The sequence below is a fragment of the Streptomyces sp. Tek67B01 genome (genome assembly GCF_055231995.1).
This window is the reverse complement of sequence record NZ_JBUYUY010000001.1, coordinates 2,019,215-2,039,166: the sequence shown is the minus strand read 5'-3', so window position 1 is coordinate 2,039,166 and position 19,952 is coordinate 2,019,215. Positions and strand designations below refer to the sequence as shown.

Here is a 19,952-nt window from a genome sequence, read left to right as displayed (position 1 = left end):
CTGCCTGAAGGCGCCTGAAGCCCCTGGCCGTCGCGACCTGTTCCCGGTACCCGCCCGGCCCCGCGCGGAAGGGGTGCGCGGCCCTCAGGACCACGCACCCCTTCACGGACCGCGTCAGGGAGCCTGCGGCGGCGTCGGCCCGCCGGGACCGTCCTGGTGGGCGATCTTGCCCAGGGCGCCCTTGGCCTTGCTCGTGCCACTCGTGATCCGGTCGCTGTACTTGCCCTTGGTCTTGGAGTCCACGACCTGGGCCACCTTGTCCAGACCCTCGCCGATCTTGCCTTCGTGCTGCTGGGCGAGGTCGCCGACCTTCTCCTTCGCCGGCCCGAGCTTGGCCTTCAGATTGTCCAGGAGGCCCATGGGTCACCTTTCCCTCGCCGGTGGCTACGTACGGGCGCCCTCGCCGGTCTCGCTGTCCGCGGCGGCCTCCACCGACTGCTGCTTCGGGATCTCAACGGCCTCCGCCGCCTGATCCTCCGCCTCAGCGGGCACGGCCTCCGCTTCCTCGGGCGTGGCCGTCAAAGCCTCGGGAACGGCCTCTTCGGTCGAACCCTGATCCTTACGGCCAAAAAACCGGCCAAAAACACCCATGTCTACTCCCATAAACGTTACTCGTGCGAGTGGAGTTCCGCCTCGACCCGATCGGCCGTTCCCGGGCGCGCCGGGCCCGGAACCCCGCCAAGGCAACGACCCCGACCGCATCCCGACACGTCACTCGATCGGGTATCCGCCGCAGGGTTTGCGAGACTGTGGCAGTGAGGAATGCAGCCCCCGCCCCGCGGGTCATCGCCGTCGTCGGTCCCACCGCGGCCGGAAAGTCCGACCTGGGCGTAGCCCTGGCCCACCACTTCGGCGGGGAGGTCGTCAACGCCGACTCCATGCAGTTGTACCGGGGGATGGACATCGGCACCGCCAAGCTGACGCCGGAGGAACGCGAAGGCGTTCCGCACCACCTCCTCGACGTCTGGGACGTCACCGAGACCGCGAGCGTCGCCGAGTACCAGCGCCTCGCCCGCGCGGAGATCGACGACCTGCTCGCCGAGGGCCGCACGCCGGTCCTCGTCGGAGGCTCCGGGCTGTACGTCCGCGCCGCGCTCGACGCCATGGACTTCCCCGGCACCGACCCGGTCGTACGGGCCCGGCTGGAGGACGAGCTCACGCTGCGCGGTCCCGGCGCCCTGCACGCCCGGCTGGCCGCCGTCGACCCCGACGCGGCCCACGCCATCCTGCCCAGCAACGGACGCCGGATCGTCCGGGCCCTGGAAGTCATCGAGATCACCGGGCAGCCGTACACCGCCAACCTGCCCGGCCATGAGTCCGTCTACGACACCGTCCAGATCGGCGTCGACGTGGCCCGGCCGGAGCTGGACGAGCGGATCGCCCTGCGCGTGGACCGGATGTGGGAGGCGGGGCTGGTCGACGAGGTCCGGGCGCTGGAGGCGAGGGGGCTGCGCGACGGGATCACCGCCTCCCGCGCGCTCGGTTACCAGCAGGTGCTGGCGGCCCTCGCGGGCGAGTGCACCGAGGACGAGGCGAGGGCCGAGACCGTCCGCGCCACCAAGCGCTTCGCCCGCCGCCAGGACTCGTGGTTCCGCAGGGACCCGCGCGTGCACTGGCTCAGCGGAGCGGCCGCGGACCGGGGGGAACTCCCCGGACTCGCGCAGTCGTTGATCGAACGAGCGGTCACAGCCTGATCACGTGATGGCATCGGGACGCCCCGCGCGCCCGTCTCGGCCTCTGGACCGTGCCATCATCAAACTGCTGAACAGCGGCGTACGAAGTCCGAGTGGGGAGGGCGCGTGGCTATGGAGGCCGGCCCTCGTGACACTGGGCGGGACGACACCGGGCGAGAAGCGGACCCGATGCTTCACAGCGGGCCCGCGCGGTTCGCCGGGTCCGCGGAGTCTGCCGGGCCCGCGGGGTCTGCCGGGCCCGCGGGGTCTGCCGGGCCCGCGCCGGACCCTGCCTCCGGGCCGGTGCCGCGCCAGGAACCCGGACCGCCGCGGCCCGCCGGGCCCGACGCTCCCGGTGTGCTCGGGTTGCCCGCCGATCCCGCGCGCCTGACCCCCGACGGCCCGGACGCCCCGGACCCCGTCGCGGAGGGCGCCACCGGCCCCGAGTTCGAGGTCGAACTGCGCCCGCAGCGCCGCCTGCGCATCTGGCAGATCACGCCCATCGTGATGCTGGCCGCCTCCGGCTCGTTGATGTTCGCCTTCCCGCTCGCCTTCGAGTTCGGCGACGGCGGAGCCGTGGTCGCGATGCTCGGCTTCCTCATCAGTGCCTGCGCCGGTGGCTGGGGGATGATGGCCGCGCGCCGGGTCGGGTACTCCCTGCCCGGGCTTCCGCCGCGGGGCAGCGGCCGCGGCCCCGACTGGCGCATGGTCGCGCTCTACGCGCTGGTCGCGCTGGCCGTCGTGGCGCTGGCCGTGTACCGGGTGGCCCGACTGCGGTAAGGGCCGTCCTTTACGATGGGCCGGTGACGCACACCACCCTCTCCTTCCTCAAGGGCCACGGGACCGAGAACGACTTCGTGATCGTCCCGGACCCGGACAACGCCATCGAGCTGCCCGAGGGCGCCGTCGCCAAGCTCTGCGACCGGCGGGCCGGCATCGGCGCGGACGGAGTGCTGCACGTGGTGCGGTCCGCGTCCCACCCCGAGGCCTCGCACATGGCCGGCGAAGCCGAATGGTTCATGGACTACCGCAACAGCGACGGCTCCGTCGCCGAGATGTGTGGCAACGGCGTGCGCGTCTTCGCCCGCTACCTCCAGCACGCCGGCCACGTCGAGCCCGGCGACCTCGCCGTCGCCACGCGCGGAGGCGTCAAGCACGTGCACCTCGACAAGACCGGCGACGTCACCGTGTCCATGGGCCGCGCGGAACTGCCCGAAGGCGAGGTCACCGTCTCCGTGGGCGAGCGCACCTGGCCCGCGCGGAACGTGAACATGGGGAACCCGCACGCCGTGGCCTTCGTCGAGAGCCTCGACGACGCCGGGAACCTGCACACCGCCCCGCCGTACAGCCCGGCGTCCGCCTACCCCACGGGGGCCAACGTCGAGTTCGTCGTCGACCGCGGCCCGCGGCACGTCGCCATGCGCGTCCACGAGCGCGGCTCCGGCGAGACCCGCTCCTGCGGCACCGGCGCCTGCGCCGTCGCCGTGGCCGCCATCCGCAGGGACGGCGCCGACCCGGCCCTCACCGGGCAGCCGGTCACGTACACCGTCGACCTCCCCGGCGGCACGCTCCTCATCACCGAACACCCCGACGGGCGGATCGACATGACCGGACCGGCCGTCATCGTGGCCTCCGGAGAGTTCGACGCGGCCTGGCTCGCCGAAACGGCTTTCGCCTGAAGCTTCCCTCTAATGGGTGATCCGTTTCACGCTGTGCGAGAGGTGGACTGCGCCACGTGGTGGGGTCGGTAACATCAGGCACCGGCCCTGAGGGCTCACCCCATGCCCACCACCGCCGGTCGAAGCCGCCGGAGGTTCCCATGAGTGCAGAGGCCACGAACCCCGAAGCACATCCCGAAGCGCGCCCTGAGCTGCGCAGACGGAGCCGAACCAGGCTTGACCTGCGTCGGCTCGGGCGCGCCGCCCTGCTCGGTCCGCCGTCCCGCGACCGGCTCCCGGACGCCATCGGGCACGTCGCGGAGGCCCACCGTGCCCACCATCCGGACGCCGATCTGTCCATCCTGCGGCGCGCCTACCTCCTCGCGGAGACCTCCCACCGCGGTCAGATGCGCAAGAGCGGTGAGCCGTACATCACACACCCGCTCGCCGTCACCCTCATCCTCGCCGAACTCGGGGCGGAGACCACCACGTTGACGGCGTCCCTGCTGCACGACACCGTCGAGGACACCGAGGTGACCCTCGAACAGGTCCGCGCGGAGTTCGGCGACGAGGTCTGCTTCATCGTCGACGGCGTCACCAAAGTCGAGAAGATCGACTACGGGGCGGCCGCCGAACCCGAGACCTTCCGCAAGATGCTCGTCGCCACCGGCAACGACGTCCGGGTCATGTCCATCAAACTCGCCGACCGGCTCCACAACATGCGCACCCTCGGCGTGATGCGCCCCGACAAACAGGCCCGCATCGCCAAGGTCACCCGCGACGTCCTCATCCCGCTCGCCGAACGGCTCGGCGTCCAGGCCCTGAAGACCGAACTGGAAGACCTCGTCTTCGCGATCCTGCACCCCGAGGAGTACGAGCACACCCGCGCGCTCATCGCCGCGCACACCGGCGAGAACGACCCGCTGCCCGCCATCGCCGACTCCGTGCGCGCCGTCCTGCGCGACGCCGGCATCGCCGCCGAAGTCGTCGTCCGCCCGCGCCACTTCGTCTCGGTCCACCGCATCTCCCGCAAACGCGGCGACCTGCGCGGCTCCGACTTCGGGCGCATCCTCGTCCTCGTCGCCGAGAACGCCGACTGCTACGGGGTGCTCGGCGAACTGCACACCTGCTTCACACCGGTGGTATCCGAGTTCAAGGACTTCATCGCCGTCCCGAAGTTCAACCTCTACCAATCGCTGCACACCGCCGTCGCCACGCCCGACGGGCACGTCGCCGAAGTCATCGTCCGCACCCGGCAGATGCACCGCGTCGCGGAGGCCGGCGTAGTGGCACTCGGCAACCCGTACACCACCGGCGAAGCCGCCGACAGCGACGAGGAACGCATCGACCCCACCCGCCCCGGCTGGCTGTCCCGCCTCCTCGACTGGCAGCAGTCCGCGCCCGACCCCGACACCTTCTGGACCGTCCTGCGCGCCGAACTCGCCCAGGACCGGGAGATCACCGTGTTCGGCGTGGACGCCGCCGCCACCTCGCCGCGCGCCCTGACCCTGCCCGCCGGCGCCAGCTGTATCGACGCCGCCTACGCCCAGTACGGCGAGGCGGCCCACGGCTGTATCGGAGCCCGCGTCAACGGGCGCCTCACCTCGCTGTCCTCCCCGCTCTCCGACGGCGACGCCGTGCAACCGCTGCTCGCCCACGACGCGTCCTCCGGGCCGGCCGCCGACTGGCTGGAGCACGCCACCACCCCCGCCGCCCGGATCGCCATCAGCAGCTGGCTCGAAGCCCACCCCGACGACGCCACGGCCACCACCACCGCCGCGCGGGCCCCCCTGTCCGTCGTGGGCGCGCGCGGAGGCGGCGGCAACGCCGTCGCCGACCTGCCGAACGCGCACGTACGACTCGCCGGCTGCTGCACCCCCGTGCCGCCGGACGCCGTCGCAGGATTCGTCGTACGGGGCGGGGCGGTCACCGTGCACCGCGTGCACTGCCCGGCCGTGGCCCAGATGCGCGCCGTGGGCCGCACCTCGGTCGCCGTGCACTGGCGGGCCACCGCGGACTGCCGCGTCACCCTGGTCGCCGAATCGTTCGGCCGCCCGCACCTGCTGGCCGATCTGACCGAAGCGATCGCCCGGGAGGGGGTCGAGGTGGTCTCCGCGACCGTGGAACCGCCCGTCGAACAGAGGGTCCGACACACCTACACCCTCCAGCTCCCCGACGCGGCCGGACTGCCGGCGCTGATGCGGGCGATGCGCGACGTGCCGGGCGTCTACGACGTCAGCCGGGCATAGCCCGCCCGAGCGCTCCAGGGCTCCAGGGTTCCCGGCCCCGCGGGTCATCACGCTTCTCGGGGGTACCCGGGGGCCCGTCGTTCACGGGCGCCCGTGCGCGCGTAGGCCGGTCCCCGGCCCGGCGGCCTCGTTCGGGTGGCCCCGTCGCGCGCCGGTCGCAACGGGACGCCGGGCACTGGTAAGCGATGGTGGATGCAGCTCACCTCCCCCCGCCTACGCGCCGCGCTGCTCGCCGCGGCCTCCCTCACCCTCGTCGCCGCGGTACTGCCGCCGCCGAAGGCGCTCGGCATCGGCGACCGCCTGTTCCCGGAACTCGGCAACCCCGGCTATGACGTCCTCTCGTACGACCTGTCCTTCACGTACAAGGACAACCACAGCCCGCTCGACGCCGTCACCGTCATCGACGCCCGGGCCCTGGAAGACCTCCAGCGGGTCAACCTGGACTTCACCCACGGCACCGTGGCCTCCGCCGAGGTCAACGGGGAACCCGCGCGCTTCGAGAGCGCCGGGGAGGACCTCGTACTGACCCCCGCGCGCCCCGTGGCGGCCCACACGCCGCTGCGCATCGTCGTCCGGCACACCAGCGACCCGCGCGGCCGCGACGACGGCGGCTGGGTGACGACCGACGACGGGCTCGCCATGGCCAACCAGGCCGACGCGGCCCACCGGGTCTTCCCGAGCAACGACCACCCCGCCGACAAGGCGTTCTTCACCTTCCGGATCACCGCCCCGGCCGGTCTCACCGCCGTCGCCAACGGCCTGCCCGCCGCCCTGCCCGCCACCCTCCCCGCCCGGAGCTCCGGAGCGCCCACCACCTGGACCTACCGGACCGTGCACCCCATGGCGACCGAGCTCGCCCAGGTCTCCATCGGCACCTCGGCGGTGACCTCCGGCACCGGACCGCACGGGCTGCCGCTGCGCGACGTGGTGCCGGCCGCGGACCGGCAGCGACTGGAGCCCTGGCTCAAGAAGACCCCCGAGCACATCGCGTGGATGGAGAAGCGCGTCGGCCGCTACCCCTTCGAGAACTACGGCGTGCTCATCGCGCGCGCCAAGACCGGCTTCGAGCTGGAGACCCAGACCCTCTCCCTCTTCGAGAGCGGTTTGTTCACGGCCAACACCTACCCCCAGTGGTACGTCGAGTCCGTCATGGTCCACGAGCTCGCCCACCAGTGGTTCGGCGACAGCGTGACCCCGCGCACCTGGTCCGACCTGTGGCTCAACGAAGGTCACGCGACCTGGTACGAGGCGCTGTACGCGGACGGCCTCGGCAAGTACTCCCTGGAGCGGCGCATGCGCGAGGCGTACCAGCGCTCCGACCAGTGGCGTGCGGCCGGCGGCCCTCCGGCGGCGCCCAAGCCGGCCCCGCCCGGGGAGAAGATCGGACTGTTCCGGCCGGTGGTCTACGACGGCTCCGCGCTGATCCTCTACGCCCTGCGCCAGGAGATCGGCGCCGACGCCTTCGACCGGGTCGAGCGGCGCTGGGTCGCCGAGCACGCGGACTCCACCGCCGGCACGGACGACTTCGTACGCCTCGCCTCACGGGAGGCCGGGCGGGACCTCGAAGCCTTCCTCAAGCCGTGGCTGTACGGCGCCACGACCCCGCCGATGCCCGGACACCCGGAGTGGAGCGCGCCCGAAGCTCCGAAGACGGCCGAAGCTCCGAAGACGGCCGGGGCGGGGAAGACGGCAGGGGAGGGGAAGACGGCCGAAACGGGGAAGACGGCCGAGGTCGGGAAGAAGGGCGAGACGGGAAAGACGGCCGGAGCGGGGAAGAAGGCCTGAGACCCGAAAAGCGTGTGACGGGCGCCGAACGGGCATGTCACCATCGACAGGCCGGTCCGCGGGGCCGCCGGCCCCCGGGTCCGCCAGGCCCCCGGGTCCGGGAATCTCCGGGCGGTGTGACACGTTGAACCTCACAGTGACATGTCACGACCGTGTCATGTCACGCATGGCGGCAGCCCCGGCAACCGCCGCGCGCGGACGCATCCGAATCGACGTAAGGATCCAATGACCTCCTCTTCTTCCCCTTCCCAGGACGCGCGGGACGCACAGGACGTGCAGGACTCGCCGAGCTTCACCGAGAGCCTTCGGGCCGATGCCCTGATGGAAGAGGACGTCGCCTGGAGCCACGACATCGACGGAGACCGCGACGGCGAGCAGTTCGAGCGCTCCGAGCGCGCGGCCCTGCGCCGCGTCGTCGGCCTCTCCACCGAACTCGAGGACGTCACCGAGGTCGAGTACCGACAGCTCCGCCTGGAGCGCGTCGTACTCGTCGGTGTCTGGACCTCCGGCACCGTGGACGACGCCGAGAACTCCCTCGCGGAGCTCGCGGCGCTCGCCGAGACGGCAGGTGCTCTCGTACTCGACGGCGTGATCCAGCGCCGCGACAAGCCCGACCCGGCCACCTTCATCGGTTCCGGCAAGGCCCGCGAACTGCGCGACATCGTCATGGAGACCGGCGCGGACACCGTTGTGTGCGACGGCGAGCTCAGCCCCGGCCAGCTCATCGCCCTCGAAGACGTCGTCAAGGTGAAGGTCGTCGACCGGACCGCCCTCATCCTCGACATCTTCGCCCAGCACGCCAAGTCCCGAGAGGGCAAGGCGCAGGTCGCGCTCGCGCAGATGCAGTACATGCTGCCGCGGCTGCGCGGCTGGGGTGCGTCGCTGTCCCGGCAGATGGGTGGCGGCGGCGGTGGCGGCATGGCCACCCGAGGCCCCGGTGAGACCAAGATCGAGACCGACCGGCGACGCATCCGCGAGAAGATGGCGAAGATGCGCCGGGAGATCGCGGAGATGAAGACCGGCCGCGACATCAAGCGGCAGGAACGGCGTCGCAACAAGGTGCCCTCGGTCGCCATCGCCGGCTACACCAACGCGGGCAAGTCATCGCTGCTCAACCGCCTCACGGGCGCGGGCGTGCTGGTGGAGAACGCGCTGTTCGCCACCCTCGACCCGACCGTGCGCCGGGCCGAGACGCCCTCGGGCCGGGTCTACACCCTGGCCGACACCGTGGGCTTCGTCCGGCACCTGCCCCACCACCTGGTCGAGGCGTTCCGTTCCACGATGGAGGAGGTCGGCGACTCCGACCTCATCCTGCACATCGTGGACGGCTCGCACCCGGCCCCGGAGGAGCAGCTGGCGGCGGTCCGCGAGGTCATCCGCGAGGTCGGCGCGGTCAACGTGCCCGAGATCGTGGTGATCAACAAGGCGGACGCAGCGGACCCGTTGGTCCTCCAGCGCCTGCTGCGCATCGAGCGGCACTCCATCGCGGTCTCCGCGCGGACCGGCATGGGCATCGAGGAACTCCTCGCGCTCATCGACACCGAGCTGCCCCGCCCGGAGGTCGAGGTCGAGGCCCTGGTGCCGTACACCCGCGGCTCGCTGATCGCCCGGGCACACGCCGAGGGCGAGGTCATCTCCGAGGAGCACACCCCGGAGGGCACCCTGCTCAAGGCACGGGTCCACCAGGAGCTGGCCGCGGACCTCGCACCGTACGTGCCGGCGAAGCACTGACGCCGCCGACCGGACCGGACGGCCCCACCGGCCGCACGACATGAGAGAGGGCCCCCGCCCGAGGCGGGGGCCCTCTCCGTCTTGGCCTACTTGCCGTCTTGGCCTACTTGAACTTGCTGCTCACCGCGGTGTAGACGCCCTTGGCCTCCGGGCCCAGCCGCGGACCGGCCAACCAACCCGCCTTCGCCGGACCGATCGACGTGTTCGACACCAGCGCGGGCTTGCCGTCCGCGCCCGCCGCGATCCAGCCGCCACCCGAGGAACCGCCGGTCATCGTGCAGCCGATGCGGTACATCACCGGGGCCGCCGCCGTCAGTGACAGCCGACCGGGCTTGTCCGTGCACTGGAACGCCCGCTGACCGTCGAACGGGGCCGCCGCCGGGTAACCCGTCGCCGTGATGCTCGCGACCTTCTGCACCGCCGGAGCCGCGAACTCCACCGGCAGCGCCGAACCGACCGTCTCCTCCAGAGACTTGCCCGATCCCTTCTCCGGGGTCACGTGCAGCACCGCGAAGTCGTACGGGGCGCCCGCCCCGCCCGTCGGGCCGCCCGTCGCGATCCACTGGTCCGAGGTCTGCGCCCAGTCGCTCCACCACACGCCGTACGGAGCCACCTGGTCCCGCGGCGCCCCCTTGAGCTGCGCCGCGGTCTTGCCCGCGTTGTTGTAGGAGGGGACGAAGGCGATGTTGCGGTACCAACCGCCGGCCTTGCCGGCGTGCACGCAGTGGCCCGCCGTCCACACCAGGTTGGACTTGCCGGGGTGGGCCGGGTCCTTCACGACCGTCGCCGAGCAGACCATCGAGCCTTCCGGCCCGTCGAAGAAGACCTTGCCGGACGCCGGGACGTTGGCGTGGTACGGAGCGTCCGCCTGCTTCGCCGCCACCGGTGCGGGGGTGGGGTCGGTGACGCCCTGGTCCTTGCCGGCGTCCGGGTCGACGGCCGGGGGCTGCGGCGTCTTGTCGGCGTCACGCATCCGGTCCGGGTCCCACAGGCCCTCGATGACCGGGTTGATGTAGTCGCCCGCCTCGCGGAGCCAGTCCTCCCGCTTCCAGTTCTTCCACGCACCCCCCTTCCACTTCTCCATGTCTATGCCGTGCTGCTTCAGCTTGTCCTTGATGTCGTCCGGGATCTTGATCCCGTCGGTGGAACCGGACGGCAGGCTGGCCGCCACGCTCGGCTTGGCGTCGCCGCCGGCCTGGTCGTCGCCGGGCCCGCAGGCCGCGGCCGTCCACACGAGCGCGACCGCGCACAGCGTCGCGGTGACCGGTCGGTTCGGTCGCATGTCGTAAGTCCCCCTGGTGGTTCGAGGCGTTGAACGGGGTGCGGTGCTCCCGGCACGCCCCTTCGCGCGCCGCCGGCACAGCACCCCACTATGCCGCTGCGGTTCAGGACGACACAGGCCGGGGCCGCGGTTCCACTTCTCGGGCCGTCGGCTGCCGCGCGGGCAAGGATCTTCCGCCCACCCGTGATCCGTCGCCGTCACCGTCGTTGGTACGTACGGGGGATGGGGGAGCAGCGTTCCTGTTCGAGACGCAATCCGGACGAGAGTTCCGGGCGGAAGGACCGACACTCGTGGCGTGGAGCGAGCCTTTGACCGAGCCGGCCGCAACCGAGGCCGAGACTCGGAGCGCGGTGGTGAGGCCGGACGCGGTGAAGCAGGGCGGCGTGGGGCAGGACGCGGTGAAGCAGGACGGGGTGGGGCACGACGCGATGGCCGAGGGCATCCTGCGCCGGCAGGCCTTGAGGGAGTCCGCCGCGCGGACGTACGCGCGCTCCCTGCCCATCGTCCCGGTACGCGCCCGGGGGCTGACGATCGAGGGGGCCGACGGGCGGCGTTACCTCGACTGCCTCTCCGGCGCGGGCACGCTCGCGCTGGGACACAACCACCCCGTGGTGCTGGAAGCCATCCGGTCGGTGCTCGACTCCGGCGCTCCGCTGCACGTGCTGGACCTGGCGACCCCGGTCAAGGACGCGTTCACCACCGAACTGTTCTCGACCCTGCCGCCCGCACTGGCGGCGGACGCCCGGATCCAGTTCTGCGGTCCCGCGGGGACGGACGCGGTCGAAGCGGCGCTCAAGCTGGTCCGCACCGCCACCGGGAAGTCGGGGCTGCTGGCCTTCACCGGGGCGTACCACGGCATGACGGCCGGGGCGCTGGAGGTTTCGGGGGGAGCCTGCGACGTACGGGTCGCCCGATTGCCGTTCCCGCAGGACCACCGTTGCCCGTTCGGGGTCGGCGGGGCCGAAGGGGAGCGGCTGGCGGCGCGGTGGACCGAGAGCCTGCTGGACGACCCCAAGGGCGGGGTGCCGGCGCCCGCCGGGATGATCGTCGAACCGGTCCAGGGCGAGGGGGGCGTCCACCCGGCTCCGGACGGGTGGCTGCGCCGGATGCGGGAGATCACCGCCGCACGGGGCATCCCGCTGATCGCGGACGAGGTACAGACGGGGGTGGGGCGCACCGGCGCCTTCTGGGGAGTCGACCACTCCGGGGTGGTGCCCGACGTGATGGTGCTGTCCAAGGCGATCGGGGGCAGCCTGCCCCTGGCCGTGATCGTGTACCGGGCGAAGCTGGACGTCTGGGCGCCCGGCGCCCACGCGGGCACCTTCCGCGGCAACCAGCTGGCCATGGCGGCGGGAACCGCCACCCTGGCCTACGTCCGACGCAACGGTCTCGCCGAGCGGGCCGCCGTGTTGGGGGAGCGGATGCTGACGGTGCTGCGCGAACTCGCCGCCGCCCAGCCGTGCGTGGGGGACGTCCGGGGCCGCGGTCTGATGATCGGCGTTGAAGTCGTCGACCCCGACACCGGAGCCGCCGCCCCGGAGCTCGCCGCGGCCGTCCGTCAGGAGTGCCTGGACCGGGGCCTGATCGTGGAGCTCGGAGGCCGTCACTCCAGCGTCGTGCGGCTCCTGCCTCCGTTGACGCTGAGCGACGAGCAGGCCGGAGCCGTCCTGGACCGGTTGACCGACGCCATCCCCGCCGCCGCCCGCCGGCCCCGCTGACCTACCCCAAGGACCGCCCGATGCCCGACCCCACCCCCACCCCCACCCCCACCCCCACCCCGCCCCCCAGCCCGGCCGCCCCCCAGGACAGCACCCCGCCTCCGGCCCCGGGGCCGAACCCGGTCCCGCCCACCACCCCGGCCTCGCCACCGCCACCCACCCGCCCCCTCGGCGCCGCCGCAGCCCCAAGCGCCCCGCCCGTGCCCACCGCCCCGGGCCCGGCTTGGGGCGCCACCTCCGACGCCGCCCGGATCGGGGACGCAGTCGGCGTTCAGGGCGGCACCCCGTCCCCGGGCGCCGTCCCGCCCCCGCCCCCCGAGCCGGACACCGTCATGCCTCCCGCCGCGGGCCCGGGCGCGGCCCCGGGCACCTGGCCGGACGGTGGCCTGGGCTTCGGGAGCGATCGGGTATCGGCCCTCAGCCGGGGCACCGCTCCCGGCCAGGCGCCCGTGCCGGGCTCTGCGTACGAGCAGGTCGGCCCCACCACTCCCACCGCCGCGACCCAGGGCGGCACCGCGTCCCCGGGGGCCGACCCCGCCCCGGGCGTCCCGCTGGGCACGCCCCAGGCCACCGCCCAGAGCCCCGGCGGAGCCCCGGGCCGGGACCAGGGCTTCGGGGCCGGTTCCGCGCTGGCCGTCAGCCTGGACCCCGGGCCTGCTCAGGCGCCCGCGCCGGGCACCTTGCCTTGGCCCTGCGGCACCCCCACCGCGGCCACCGTCCCCGCCGAGCCGCCCCAGCCCGACCCGGTTGGGCCCCCTGCCGACCTCCCTGGCGGCGGGGCCGCCCCCGGGCCGGGTTCGAGGGAGGTCGCGCCGTCGGTCAGCCACCCGGGCCCGCCCCCCACGCCCGTCCCCGAGCGGGCCGGCGCCACCGCACCGCCCCCGTCCGAGGCCGGCCCCACAGCCCACGAGGCGCAGGCAGCGCACCTACCGGGCGAGCGTCAGCGACCGGCGGCTCCCGCCGCGGTCGGCGTGCCGCGGCAGAAACGGCCAACCCTGAGGCCCCGCCCGGCCGGAGCCGGCCTTCTCGGTCCCGACCCGGAGGCTCTGCCCGACCTGCTGGACCACCCCGACCCCGGCATCGCCGCCGAGGCCGCGACGGTGGAGAACCTGCTGCGGTGCTGGGTCCGCGAAAGCGGCCTCGGCCGGCCCAACGGGCCGGTCGGCACCCTCCTGCGCATCCCCCTTCCCGCTTCCGGCGTGACGCTGCTCGTCGCCGTCCGTCACTGGTCCCCGGCCGGCTGGCACCGCTTCGCCCCCGCCCGCCTCGAAGGTGCCCCCGCCGACGCCCCGGCGCTGGACGCCGTCACACTCGCCGCCCTGATCGCCCGAGAGGGCACCGGCCGCGCCGCAGACCTCGTCGGCCGGGTCGCCGACTCGGTGCGCCGCACCGCCGAGTTCATCGCCGACCGGCGTCGACGCCCCACCGCGCCCGCCCCCATCGCCGCGGACCGCTTCCTGACCGCCGAACAGTCCCTCCTCCTCGGTCACCCCCTCCAACCCGATCCCAAGAGCCGCGAGGGACTCTCGGAAGCCGACGTACGCCGCTACTCACCCGAACTGCACGGCTCCTTCCCCCTGCACTGGTTCGCCATCGACCCCTCCGTGCTCGCCACCGAATCCGCCTGGACCGAACGCGGTCGGCTCGTCCCCGCCGCCCGGCTCCTGACCCGCCTCGCCCCCGGCCTGCCGCTGCCCGCCGGAACCACCCCCTTGCCCCTTCACCCCTGGCAGGCCCGCGACCTGCTCGACCGTCCCACAGTCGCCGCCCTGCGCGACGCGGGACTCCTGACCGACCTGGGCCCCTACGGCGACCCCTGGTACCCCACCTCCTCCGTCCGCACCGTCCACCGCCCCGGCGCCCCCGCGATGCTCAAGCTGTCCCTCGGCCTGCGCATCACCAACTCCCGCCGAGAGAACCTCCGCAAGGAACTCCACCGCGGGGTCGAGGTACACCGGCTCCTGCGTACGGGTCTTGCCGAACAGTGGCAGGCGGCCCACCCCGGATTCGACATCGTCCGCGACCCCGCCTGGGCCGCCGTCGACAGTCCCGACGGCACGCCCGTCCAAGGCCTCGACGTCCTGCTGCGCCACAACCCCTTCCGCTCCGGCGACGACGCCGTCTGCATCGCCGCACTGACCGCTCCCCGGCCGTGGCCCGGCCGGACCACGATGTGCAGCCGGCTCGCCGAGACGATCTCCCGGCTCGCCGTATCCACCAGTCGCCCCCTCCCCGCGGTCGCCGCCGAGTGGTTCCTGCGCTACCTCGACCAGGTCGTCCTACCTGTTCTCGCCTTCGACGCGCTCGCAGGCATCGCCCTCGAAGCCCACCAACAGAACACCCTGGTGCTCCTCGACCCGGCCGGCTGGCCGACCGGAGGCCGTTACCGCGACAACCAGGGCTACTACTTCCGCGCCTCCCGCCGTGCGGAACTGCAATCCCGGTTGCCCGGCGTCGGCGACGCCGGCGACACCTTCGTCTCCGACGCCGTCACCGACGAACGCTTCGCCTACTACCTGGGCATCAACAACGTCTTCGGCCTCATCGGAGCCTTCGGAGCACAGCGCTTGGCGGACGAACGAGTCCTGCTCGCCGCCTTCCGCCGGTTCCTCGGCAAGGCGTCACACCTCGGTCCGCTGCCCGCGCTGCTGCTGGATTCGCCCACCCTGCGCTGCAAGGCGAACCTGCTCACCCGCCTGGGCGGCCTGGACGAGCTCGTCGGCCCCGTCGACACCCAGTCCGTCTACGTCACCATCACCAACCCCCTTCACGTCGTGAACGCCTGAACGCCGGCCCCCTCGACCGCCTGCACGCCTGCACGCCTGCACGCCTGCACGCCTGCACGCCTGCACGCCTGTACGCCTGGACAACGCCACGACCGCACGAAGAAACGACCGCACGACGAAACGACCGCACCGTTCAACGGCTCCATCACTCGACGCCCATACGCCGGAACGACTGAAAGACCGACGCGCCCCACCGACTCGGAGAAGAGCCCGATGCCCTCCACCCGCACCCCCATCGGACCCACCCGCACGGCCGCGGCCACCGTCACGGTCATCGGAGAAGCCGTCCAACCGCGGCTCAACGCCCAGCGGTTGCCGTTGCTCGCGGAGGCGGACCTGCTCGACTCACCGGCTGCCTGGAGCGCCGCAGCCACACCGGTCGGGGCCTTCCGCCTGGAACCCGTACGACTGCACCGCGACCTGGAACTCCTCGCCCGCTGGATGAACGACCCCGAGGTGGCCGCCTTCTGGGAACTCGCGGGGCCCGCCACCGTCACGGCCGCACACCTAAGGGCCCAGCTCGACAGCGACGGCCGCAGCATTCCCTGCCTGGGCCTCCTCGACGGCACGCCGATGAGCTACTGGGAGGTCTACCGGGCCGACCTCGACCCGCTCGCCCACCACTACCCGGCGCGCCCCCACGACACGGGTATCCACCTGCTGATCGGGGACGGCACGAACCGCGGCCGCGGCCTGGGCACCACACTGCTCCGCGCCGTAGCCGACCTGGTGTTCGACAATCGGCCACGCTGCGCTCGCGTGATCGCCGAACCGGACATTCGCAACACCCCCTCCGTATCAGCCTTCCTGAACTCCGGTTTCCGCTGTTCCGCGGAAATCGACCTTCCCGAGAAGCGCGCCGCGCTGATGATCCGTGAGCGGGCGCTGCGCAATCTCCTCTGATTGCCGCCCCGCAGTCCCCGCATCGCCATCGCTCGACGCTTCTGCAATTGAAAACTCCGCGCTGTGGACCGAAGTTCCCGATACCCGAGGAGTCCCGTGTCGAATTTCCCCACCGCCTCAGGCTCCACAGGCCCCCATTTCCCGGAGGTGGTGGCCTCCTCGCCCCAGGACCCCTGCACGCCGCCCGAGATCAACGGCGTGACCTGGGCGGCCGCCACCCGCCGACTGCTCGCCAAAATGCTCGGGGAATTCGCGTACGAAGAGATCATCAGCCCCGTCCCGACCGCCCCGGCCCCCGCACCACCCACCGCCCCGGCCCCCACACCCCCGACCGCTGCCGCCACCTCCGCAACGCCGGCCCCGATCGCCCACACCTCCGAGACCCCGGCCCCCACACCCCCCACGCCCGCCGGTGACGTCTGGAGCCTCCCGCTGGACGACGGCAGCATCCTCGGCTTCCGCGCCCGCCGTCGCTCCTACGGCAGCTGGCACGTCGACGCCCGCACCATCACCCTCAGCCCGCCACCCCCCTCCACCCGGCCCCCGACCGCCTTCGGCGACCCGTTCGAGTTCCTGATCCGCGCCCGCACGCTCCTGGGCCTCGACGGCGGGACCCTCGGCCACCTCGTCCGTGAACTCAGCGCCACCCTCTCCGCCGACGCCCACCTCGACCACCACGCGCTCACCGCCGACGTCCTCGCCGACCTCGACTACGCCGATCTGGAAGGCCACCAGACCGGCCACCCCTGGCTCGTCCTCAACAAGGGCCGTGTCGGGATGTCGGCGGCCGACACGGCCGCCTGGGCACCCGAGTCCCGCGTCCGCCAACGGCTGCCCTGGCTCGCCGCCCACACCTCCCTGGCCGAGTACCGCGGAACCGCCGGGATGGAAAACCCCGCCCGCCTCTACTCCGCCGAGCTGGACGCCGTCACCCGGGCCGCCTTCGACCGCACCCTGCGCGACCTCGGCCTCGACCCCAGCGGCTACCTCTACCTCCCGGTGCACCCCTGGCAGTGGGACGAGATAGTTCTCCCTCTGTTCGCACCCGCCCTCGCCTCGGGCGCGCTGGTGCCACTGCCCGCCGATCCCGACGTACGACTGCCACAGCAGTCGATCCGTACCTTCCTCAACCTGACGCGGCCCGAGCGGCACAGCGTCAAGCTGCCGCTCTCCGTCCTCAACACCATGGTGTGGCGCGGGTTGCCCTGCGACCTCACCCTCGCCGCCCCCGCCGTCACCGCCTGGATCCACTCCCTGCGAGACAACGACCCCTTCCTGCGGGACGAGTGCCGGGTGCTCCTCCTCGGCGAGGTGGCCTCCGTGACCGTGCGCCACCCCGTCTACGACCGGCTCCCCGAGGTCCCGTACCAGTACAAGGAACTGCTCGGGGCGATCTGGCGCGAGCCCCTGACCGGTCGCCTCGCCCCCGGTGAGCGGGCCCGTACGCTCGCCTCCCTCCTGCACACCGACCCGCGCGGGCGTTCCTTCGCCGCCGAGCTCGTCGCCCGGTCCGGGCTGGCCCCCGTCGTGTGGCTCCAACGGCTCTTCGCCGCGCTGCTGCCGCCGCTGCTCCACTTCCTGTACCGCTACGGCACCGTCTTCTCCCCGCACGGCGAGAACACCATCGTGATCTTCGACGAGGGTGACGTCCCCGTCCGGATGGCGGTCAAGGACTTCGTGGACGACGTCAACATCAGCCGGGAACCGCTGCCCGAACACGACGCGATGCCGGACGAGGTCCGAGCCGCCCTGCTGACGGAGCCACCCGCCTACCTCACGCAATTCATCCACTCCGGTCTCTTCGTCGGAGTCTTCCGCTACCTGTCCGCGATCTGCGAGGACCGGATGGGAGTCCCGGAGGACGACTTCTGGTCCCTCGTGCGGGCGGAGATCTTGCGCCACCAGGCACGCTTCCCCGAGCTCAAGGACCGCTACGAGCTGTTCGACCTGCTCAGCGAGCGGATCGACCGGCTCTGCCTCAACCGGAACCGGCTCCACGAGGACGGCTACCGGGACCGCCCGGACCGCCCGCACGCGGTCACCCACGGCACCGTCGAGAACCCCCTCCACCGTCCGTGATCCGTCAACGATGCGGTTCCTGTCGGTGCGGCCCCGTAGGGTTGGCAGTGCTATGACGAAGCCCTCCCTCCCCGACCTGCTGCACGCCGCCGTCTCCGCCGTCGGCGGTACGGAGCGGCCCGGCCAGGTGGCCATGGCCGAAGCCGTCGCCGAAGCGATCGACGAGAACTCCCACCGGCTGATCCAGGCCGGCACAGGCACCGGTAAGTCCCTCGGCTACCTGGTGCCGGCCCTCGCCCACGGCGAACGCGTCGTCGTCGCCACCGCGACGCTGGCCCTCCAGCGGCAGCTCGTCGAACGCGACCTGCCCCGGACGGTGGAGGCGCTGCATCCGCAGCTCCGCCGCCGCCCGCAGTTCGCCATGCTCAAGGGGCGATCCAACTACCTGTGTCTGCACCGCCTCCACGAGGGCGCGCCACAGGACGAGGAGGAGGGCCTCTTCGACCAGTTCGAAGCGGCCGCGCCCACCAGCAAGCTGGGCCAGGACCTGCTGCGTCTGCGGGACTGGGCGGACGAGACCGAGACCGGAGACCGGGACGACCTCACGCCCGGTGTCTCCGACAAGGCCTGGGGCCAGATCTCGGTCTCCTCCCGCGAATGCCTGGGCGCGACGAAGTGCGCGTACGGAGCCGAGTGCTTCGCCGAGGCCGCCCGTGAGCGGGCCAAGCTCGCGGACGTCGTCGTCACCAACCACGCCCTGCTCGCGATCGACGCGATCGAAGGCGCCCCCGTGCTGCCCCAGCACGAGGTGCTGATCGTGGACGAGGCGCACGAGCTGGTCTCCCGCGTCACCGGCGTCGCCACCGGCGAACTCACCCCGGGCCAGGTCAACCGGGCCGTCAAGCGCGCCGCCAAACTCGTCGACGAGAAGACCGCCGACGCCCTCCAGACCGCCTCCGAGTCTTTCGAACGCGTCATGGAACTGGCGTTGCCGGGTCGTCTGGAGGAGGTTCCCGAAGACCTCGGGTACGCGTTGATGTCCCTGCGTGACGCGGCGCGCAACGTGATCTCGGCGATCGGTTCCACGCGTGACAAGTCCGTCCAGGACGAGGACGCCGTCCGCAAGCAGGCCCTGGCCGCGGTGGAGAGCATCCACGGGGTGGCGGAGCGGATCGTGCTCGGCTCTGAGTACGACGTCGTCTGGTACGAACGCCATGACCGGTTCGGCGCCACCCTGCGGGTCGCCCCCCTCTCGGTTTCCGGCCTGCTGCGCGAGAAGCTGTTCGAGGACCGCTCGGTGGTGCTCACCTCCGCAACGCTCAAACTCGGTGGAGACTTCAACGGTGTCGCGGGTTCGCTCGGCCTGTCACCGGAAGGCGTGGCCGGCGACGACGTGCCCGTCTGGAAGGGCCTGGACGTCGGCTCGCCGTTCGACTACCCCAAGCAGGGCATCCTCTACGTAGCCAAGCACCTGGCCACCCCCGGCCGTGAGGGAACGCGCGGCGACATGATGGACGAGCTCGCGGAGCTGATCGAAGCGGCCGGCGGCCGGACCCTCGGCCTGTTCTCCTCCATGCGCGGGGCCAAGGCCGCTGCCGAGGAGCTGCGCGGGCGGCTGGACAACCCGATCCTGCTCCAGGGGGAGGAGACGCTCGGCGAGTTGATCAAGGCGTTCGCGGCGGACCCGAAGACGTGTCTCTTCGGGACGCTGTCGCTGTGGCAGGGAGTCGACGTACCGGGGCCCAGCTGCCAGCTGGTGATCATGGACCGGATCCCGTTCCCCCGCCCCGACGACCCGCTGATGAGCGCCCGGCAGAAGTCGGTGGAGGAGCACGGCGGCAACGGCTTCATGGCGGTCGCCGCCACCCACGCCGCCCTGCTGATGGCCCAGGGTGCGGGCCGGCTCGTACGGGCGACCGGCGATCGGGGTGTCGTCGCCGTTCTCGACCCGCGCCTGGCCACGGCTCGCTACGGGACCTTCCTCCGCGCCACGCTGCCTGACTTCTGGTACACCACGGACCGCAACCAGGTCCGCCGCTCGCTCGCCGCGATCGACGCCTCGGCCCAGGCGGACGGCAAGTAGCGGCCGGCGGGCCGTGACGGCACAAAGCAGCTCCGGGACCGGCGCAGGGGTCCCGGAGCTGGATG

At 72.5% G+C, this 19,952-nt stretch carries 13 protein-coding genes; 11 read left to right on the top strand and 2 right to left on the bottom strand.

Annotated features, from left to right (window positions below; all coding sequences use genetic code 11):
- Positions 1-114 precede the first annotated feature (114 nt).
- Entirely contained in the window at positions 115-360 is a 246-nt protein-coding gene (locus ACV7NM_RS08990) for an antitoxin (protein ID WP_463409807.1), read from the bottom strand.
- A gap of 395 nt (positions 361-755) precedes the next feature.
- Here ACV7NM_RS08990 and miaA point away from each other — a divergent pair, with 395 nt between their 5' ends.
- From miaA to hflX, 6 genes are all read left to right on the top strand, one after another.
- The gene (miaA, locus tag ACV7NM_RS08985) at positions 756-1,694 is read left to right on the top strand and encodes a tRNA (adenosine(37)-N6)-dimethylallyltransferase MiaA (RefSeq protein WP_463409806.1); all 939 of its coding nucleotides are present in this window, start codon (positions 756-758) and stop codon (positions 1,692-1,694) included.
- A 111-nt stretch (positions 1,695-1,805) separates the two neighbouring features.
- Complete coding sequence (locus tag ACV7NM_RS08980; protein ID WP_463413878.1) at positions 1,806-2,453, top strand: hypothetical protein; 648 nt, start codon at positions 1,806-1,808, stop codon at positions 2,451-2,453.
- A gap of 23 nt (positions 2,454-2,476) precedes the next feature.
- Complete coding sequence (gene dapF / locus ACV7NM_RS08975; protein ID WP_463409805.1) at positions 2,477-3,352, top strand: diaminopimelate epimerase; 876 nt, start codon at positions 2,477-2,479, stop codon at positions 3,350-3,352.
- 140 nt (positions 3,353-3,492) lie between these two features.
- A complete protein-coding gene (locus ACV7NM_RS08970; RefSeq protein ID WP_463409804.1) occupies positions 3,493-5,580 on the top strand; it encodes a RelA/SpoT family protein in 2,088 nt (695 codons plus the stop codon).
- Positions 5,581-5,772: 192 nt separating this feature from the next.
- Positions 5,773-7,365 carry a M1 family metallopeptidase gene (locus ACV7NM_RS08965; protein ID WP_463409803.1) on the top strand — a complete coding sequence of 531 codons (1,593 nt, stop codon included), beginning with the start codon at positions 5,773-5,775 and terminating at the stop codon, positions 7,363-7,365.
- 225 nt (positions 7,366-7,590) lie between these two features.
- Positions 7,591-9,096 carry a GTPase HflX gene (gene hflX / locus ACV7NM_RS08960; protein WP_463409802.1) on the top strand — a complete coding sequence of 502 codons (1,506 nt, stop codon included), beginning with the start codon at positions 7,591-7,593 and terminating at the stop codon, positions 9,094-9,096.
- Between the two features lie 103 nt (positions 9,097-9,199).
- Here hflX and ACV7NM_RS08955 read toward each other — a convergent pair whose 3' ends face one another.
- A complete protein-coding gene (locus ACV7NM_RS08955; protein WP_463409801.1) occupies positions 9,200-10,378 on the bottom strand; it encodes a trypsin-like serine peptidase in 1,179 nt (392 codons plus the stop codon).
- A 428-nt stretch (positions 10,379-10,806) separates the two neighbouring features.
- Between ACV7NM_RS08955 and ACV7NM_RS08950 the strand changes: the two genes are divergently transcribed.
- The 5 genes from ACV7NM_RS08950 to ACV7NM_RS08930 all read left to right on the top strand — a co-directional run bounded on the left by ACV7NM_RS08950 (position 10,807) and on the right by ACV7NM_RS08930 (position 19,887).
- Positions 10,807-12,096: a diaminobutyrate--2-oxoglutarate transaminase family protein gene (locus tag ACV7NM_RS08950; RefSeq protein WP_463413877.1), complete on the top strand. Its 1,290-nt coding sequence runs from the start codon at positions 10,807-10,809 to the stop codon at positions 12,094-12,096.
- A gap of 680 nt (positions 12,097-12,776) precedes the next feature.
- Positions 12,777-14,882 (top strand): IucA/IucC family protein, encoded by a 2,106-nt coding sequence (locus ACV7NM_RS08945; protein WP_463413876.1) that lies wholly within the window; start codon positions 12,777-12,779, stop codon positions 14,880-14,882.
- A gap of 213 nt (positions 14,883-15,095) precedes the next feature.
- A complete protein-coding gene (locus ACV7NM_RS08940; RefSeq protein ID WP_463409800.1) occupies positions 15,096-15,785 on the top strand; it encodes a GNAT family N-acetyltransferase in 690 nt (229 codons plus the stop codon).
- A 96-nt stretch (positions 15,786-15,881) separates the two neighbouring features.
- Positions 15,882-17,864, top strand: coding sequence for an IucA/IucC family protein (locus tag ACV7NM_RS08935; RefSeq protein ID WP_463409799.1), 1,983 nt, complete (start codon positions 15,882-15,884; stop codon positions 17,862-17,864).
- Between the two features lie 52 nt (positions 17,865-17,916).
- Entirely contained in the window at positions 17,917-19,887 is a 1,971-nt protein-coding gene (locus ACV7NM_RS08930) for an ATP-dependent DNA helicase (protein WP_463409798.1), read from the top strand.
- The last annotated feature ends 65 nt before the right edge of the window (positions 19,888-19,952 follow it).

Excerpts from the sequence above, each read along its gene's own strand:
- ACV7NM_RS08965 (WP_463409803.1), top strand. The coding sequence starts at position 5,773 with ATGCAGCTCACCTCCCCCCGCCTACGCGCCGCGCTGCTCGCCGCGGCC.
- ACV7NM_RS08990 (WP_463409807.1), bottom strand. The coding sequence starts at position 360 with ATGGGCCTCCTGGACAATCTGAAGGCCAAGCTCGGGCCGGCGAAGGAG.
- ACV7NM_RS08930 (WP_463409798.1), top strand. The coding sequence starts at position 17,917 with ATGACGAAGCCCTCCCTCCCCGACCTGCTGCACGCCGCCGTCTCCGCC.
- hflX (WP_463409802.1), top strand. The coding sequence starts at position 7,591 with ATGACCTCCTCTTCTTCCCCTTCCCAGGACGCGCGGGACGCACAGGAC.
- ACV7NM_RS08950 (WP_463413877.1), top strand. The coding sequence starts at position 10,807 with ATGGCCGAGGGCATCCTGCGCCGGCAGGCCTTGAGGGAGTCCGCCGCG.
- ACV7NM_RS08980 (WP_463413878.1), top strand. The coding sequence starts at position 1,806 with ATGGAGGCCGGCCCTCGTGACACTGGGCGGGACGACACCGGGCGAGAA.
- ACV7NM_RS08970 (WP_463409804.1), top strand. The coding sequence starts at position 3,493 with ATGAGTGCAGAGGCCACGAACCCCGAAGCACATCCCGAAGCGCGCCCT.
- ACV7NM_RS08940 (WP_463409800.1), top strand. The coding sequence starts at position 15,096 with ATGCCCTCCACCCGCACCCCCATCGGACCCACCCGCACGGCCGCGGCC.
- ACV7NM_RS08955 (WP_463409801.1), bottom strand. The coding sequence starts at position 10,378 with ATGCGACCGAACCGACCGGTCACCGCGACGCTGTGCGCGGTCGCGCTC.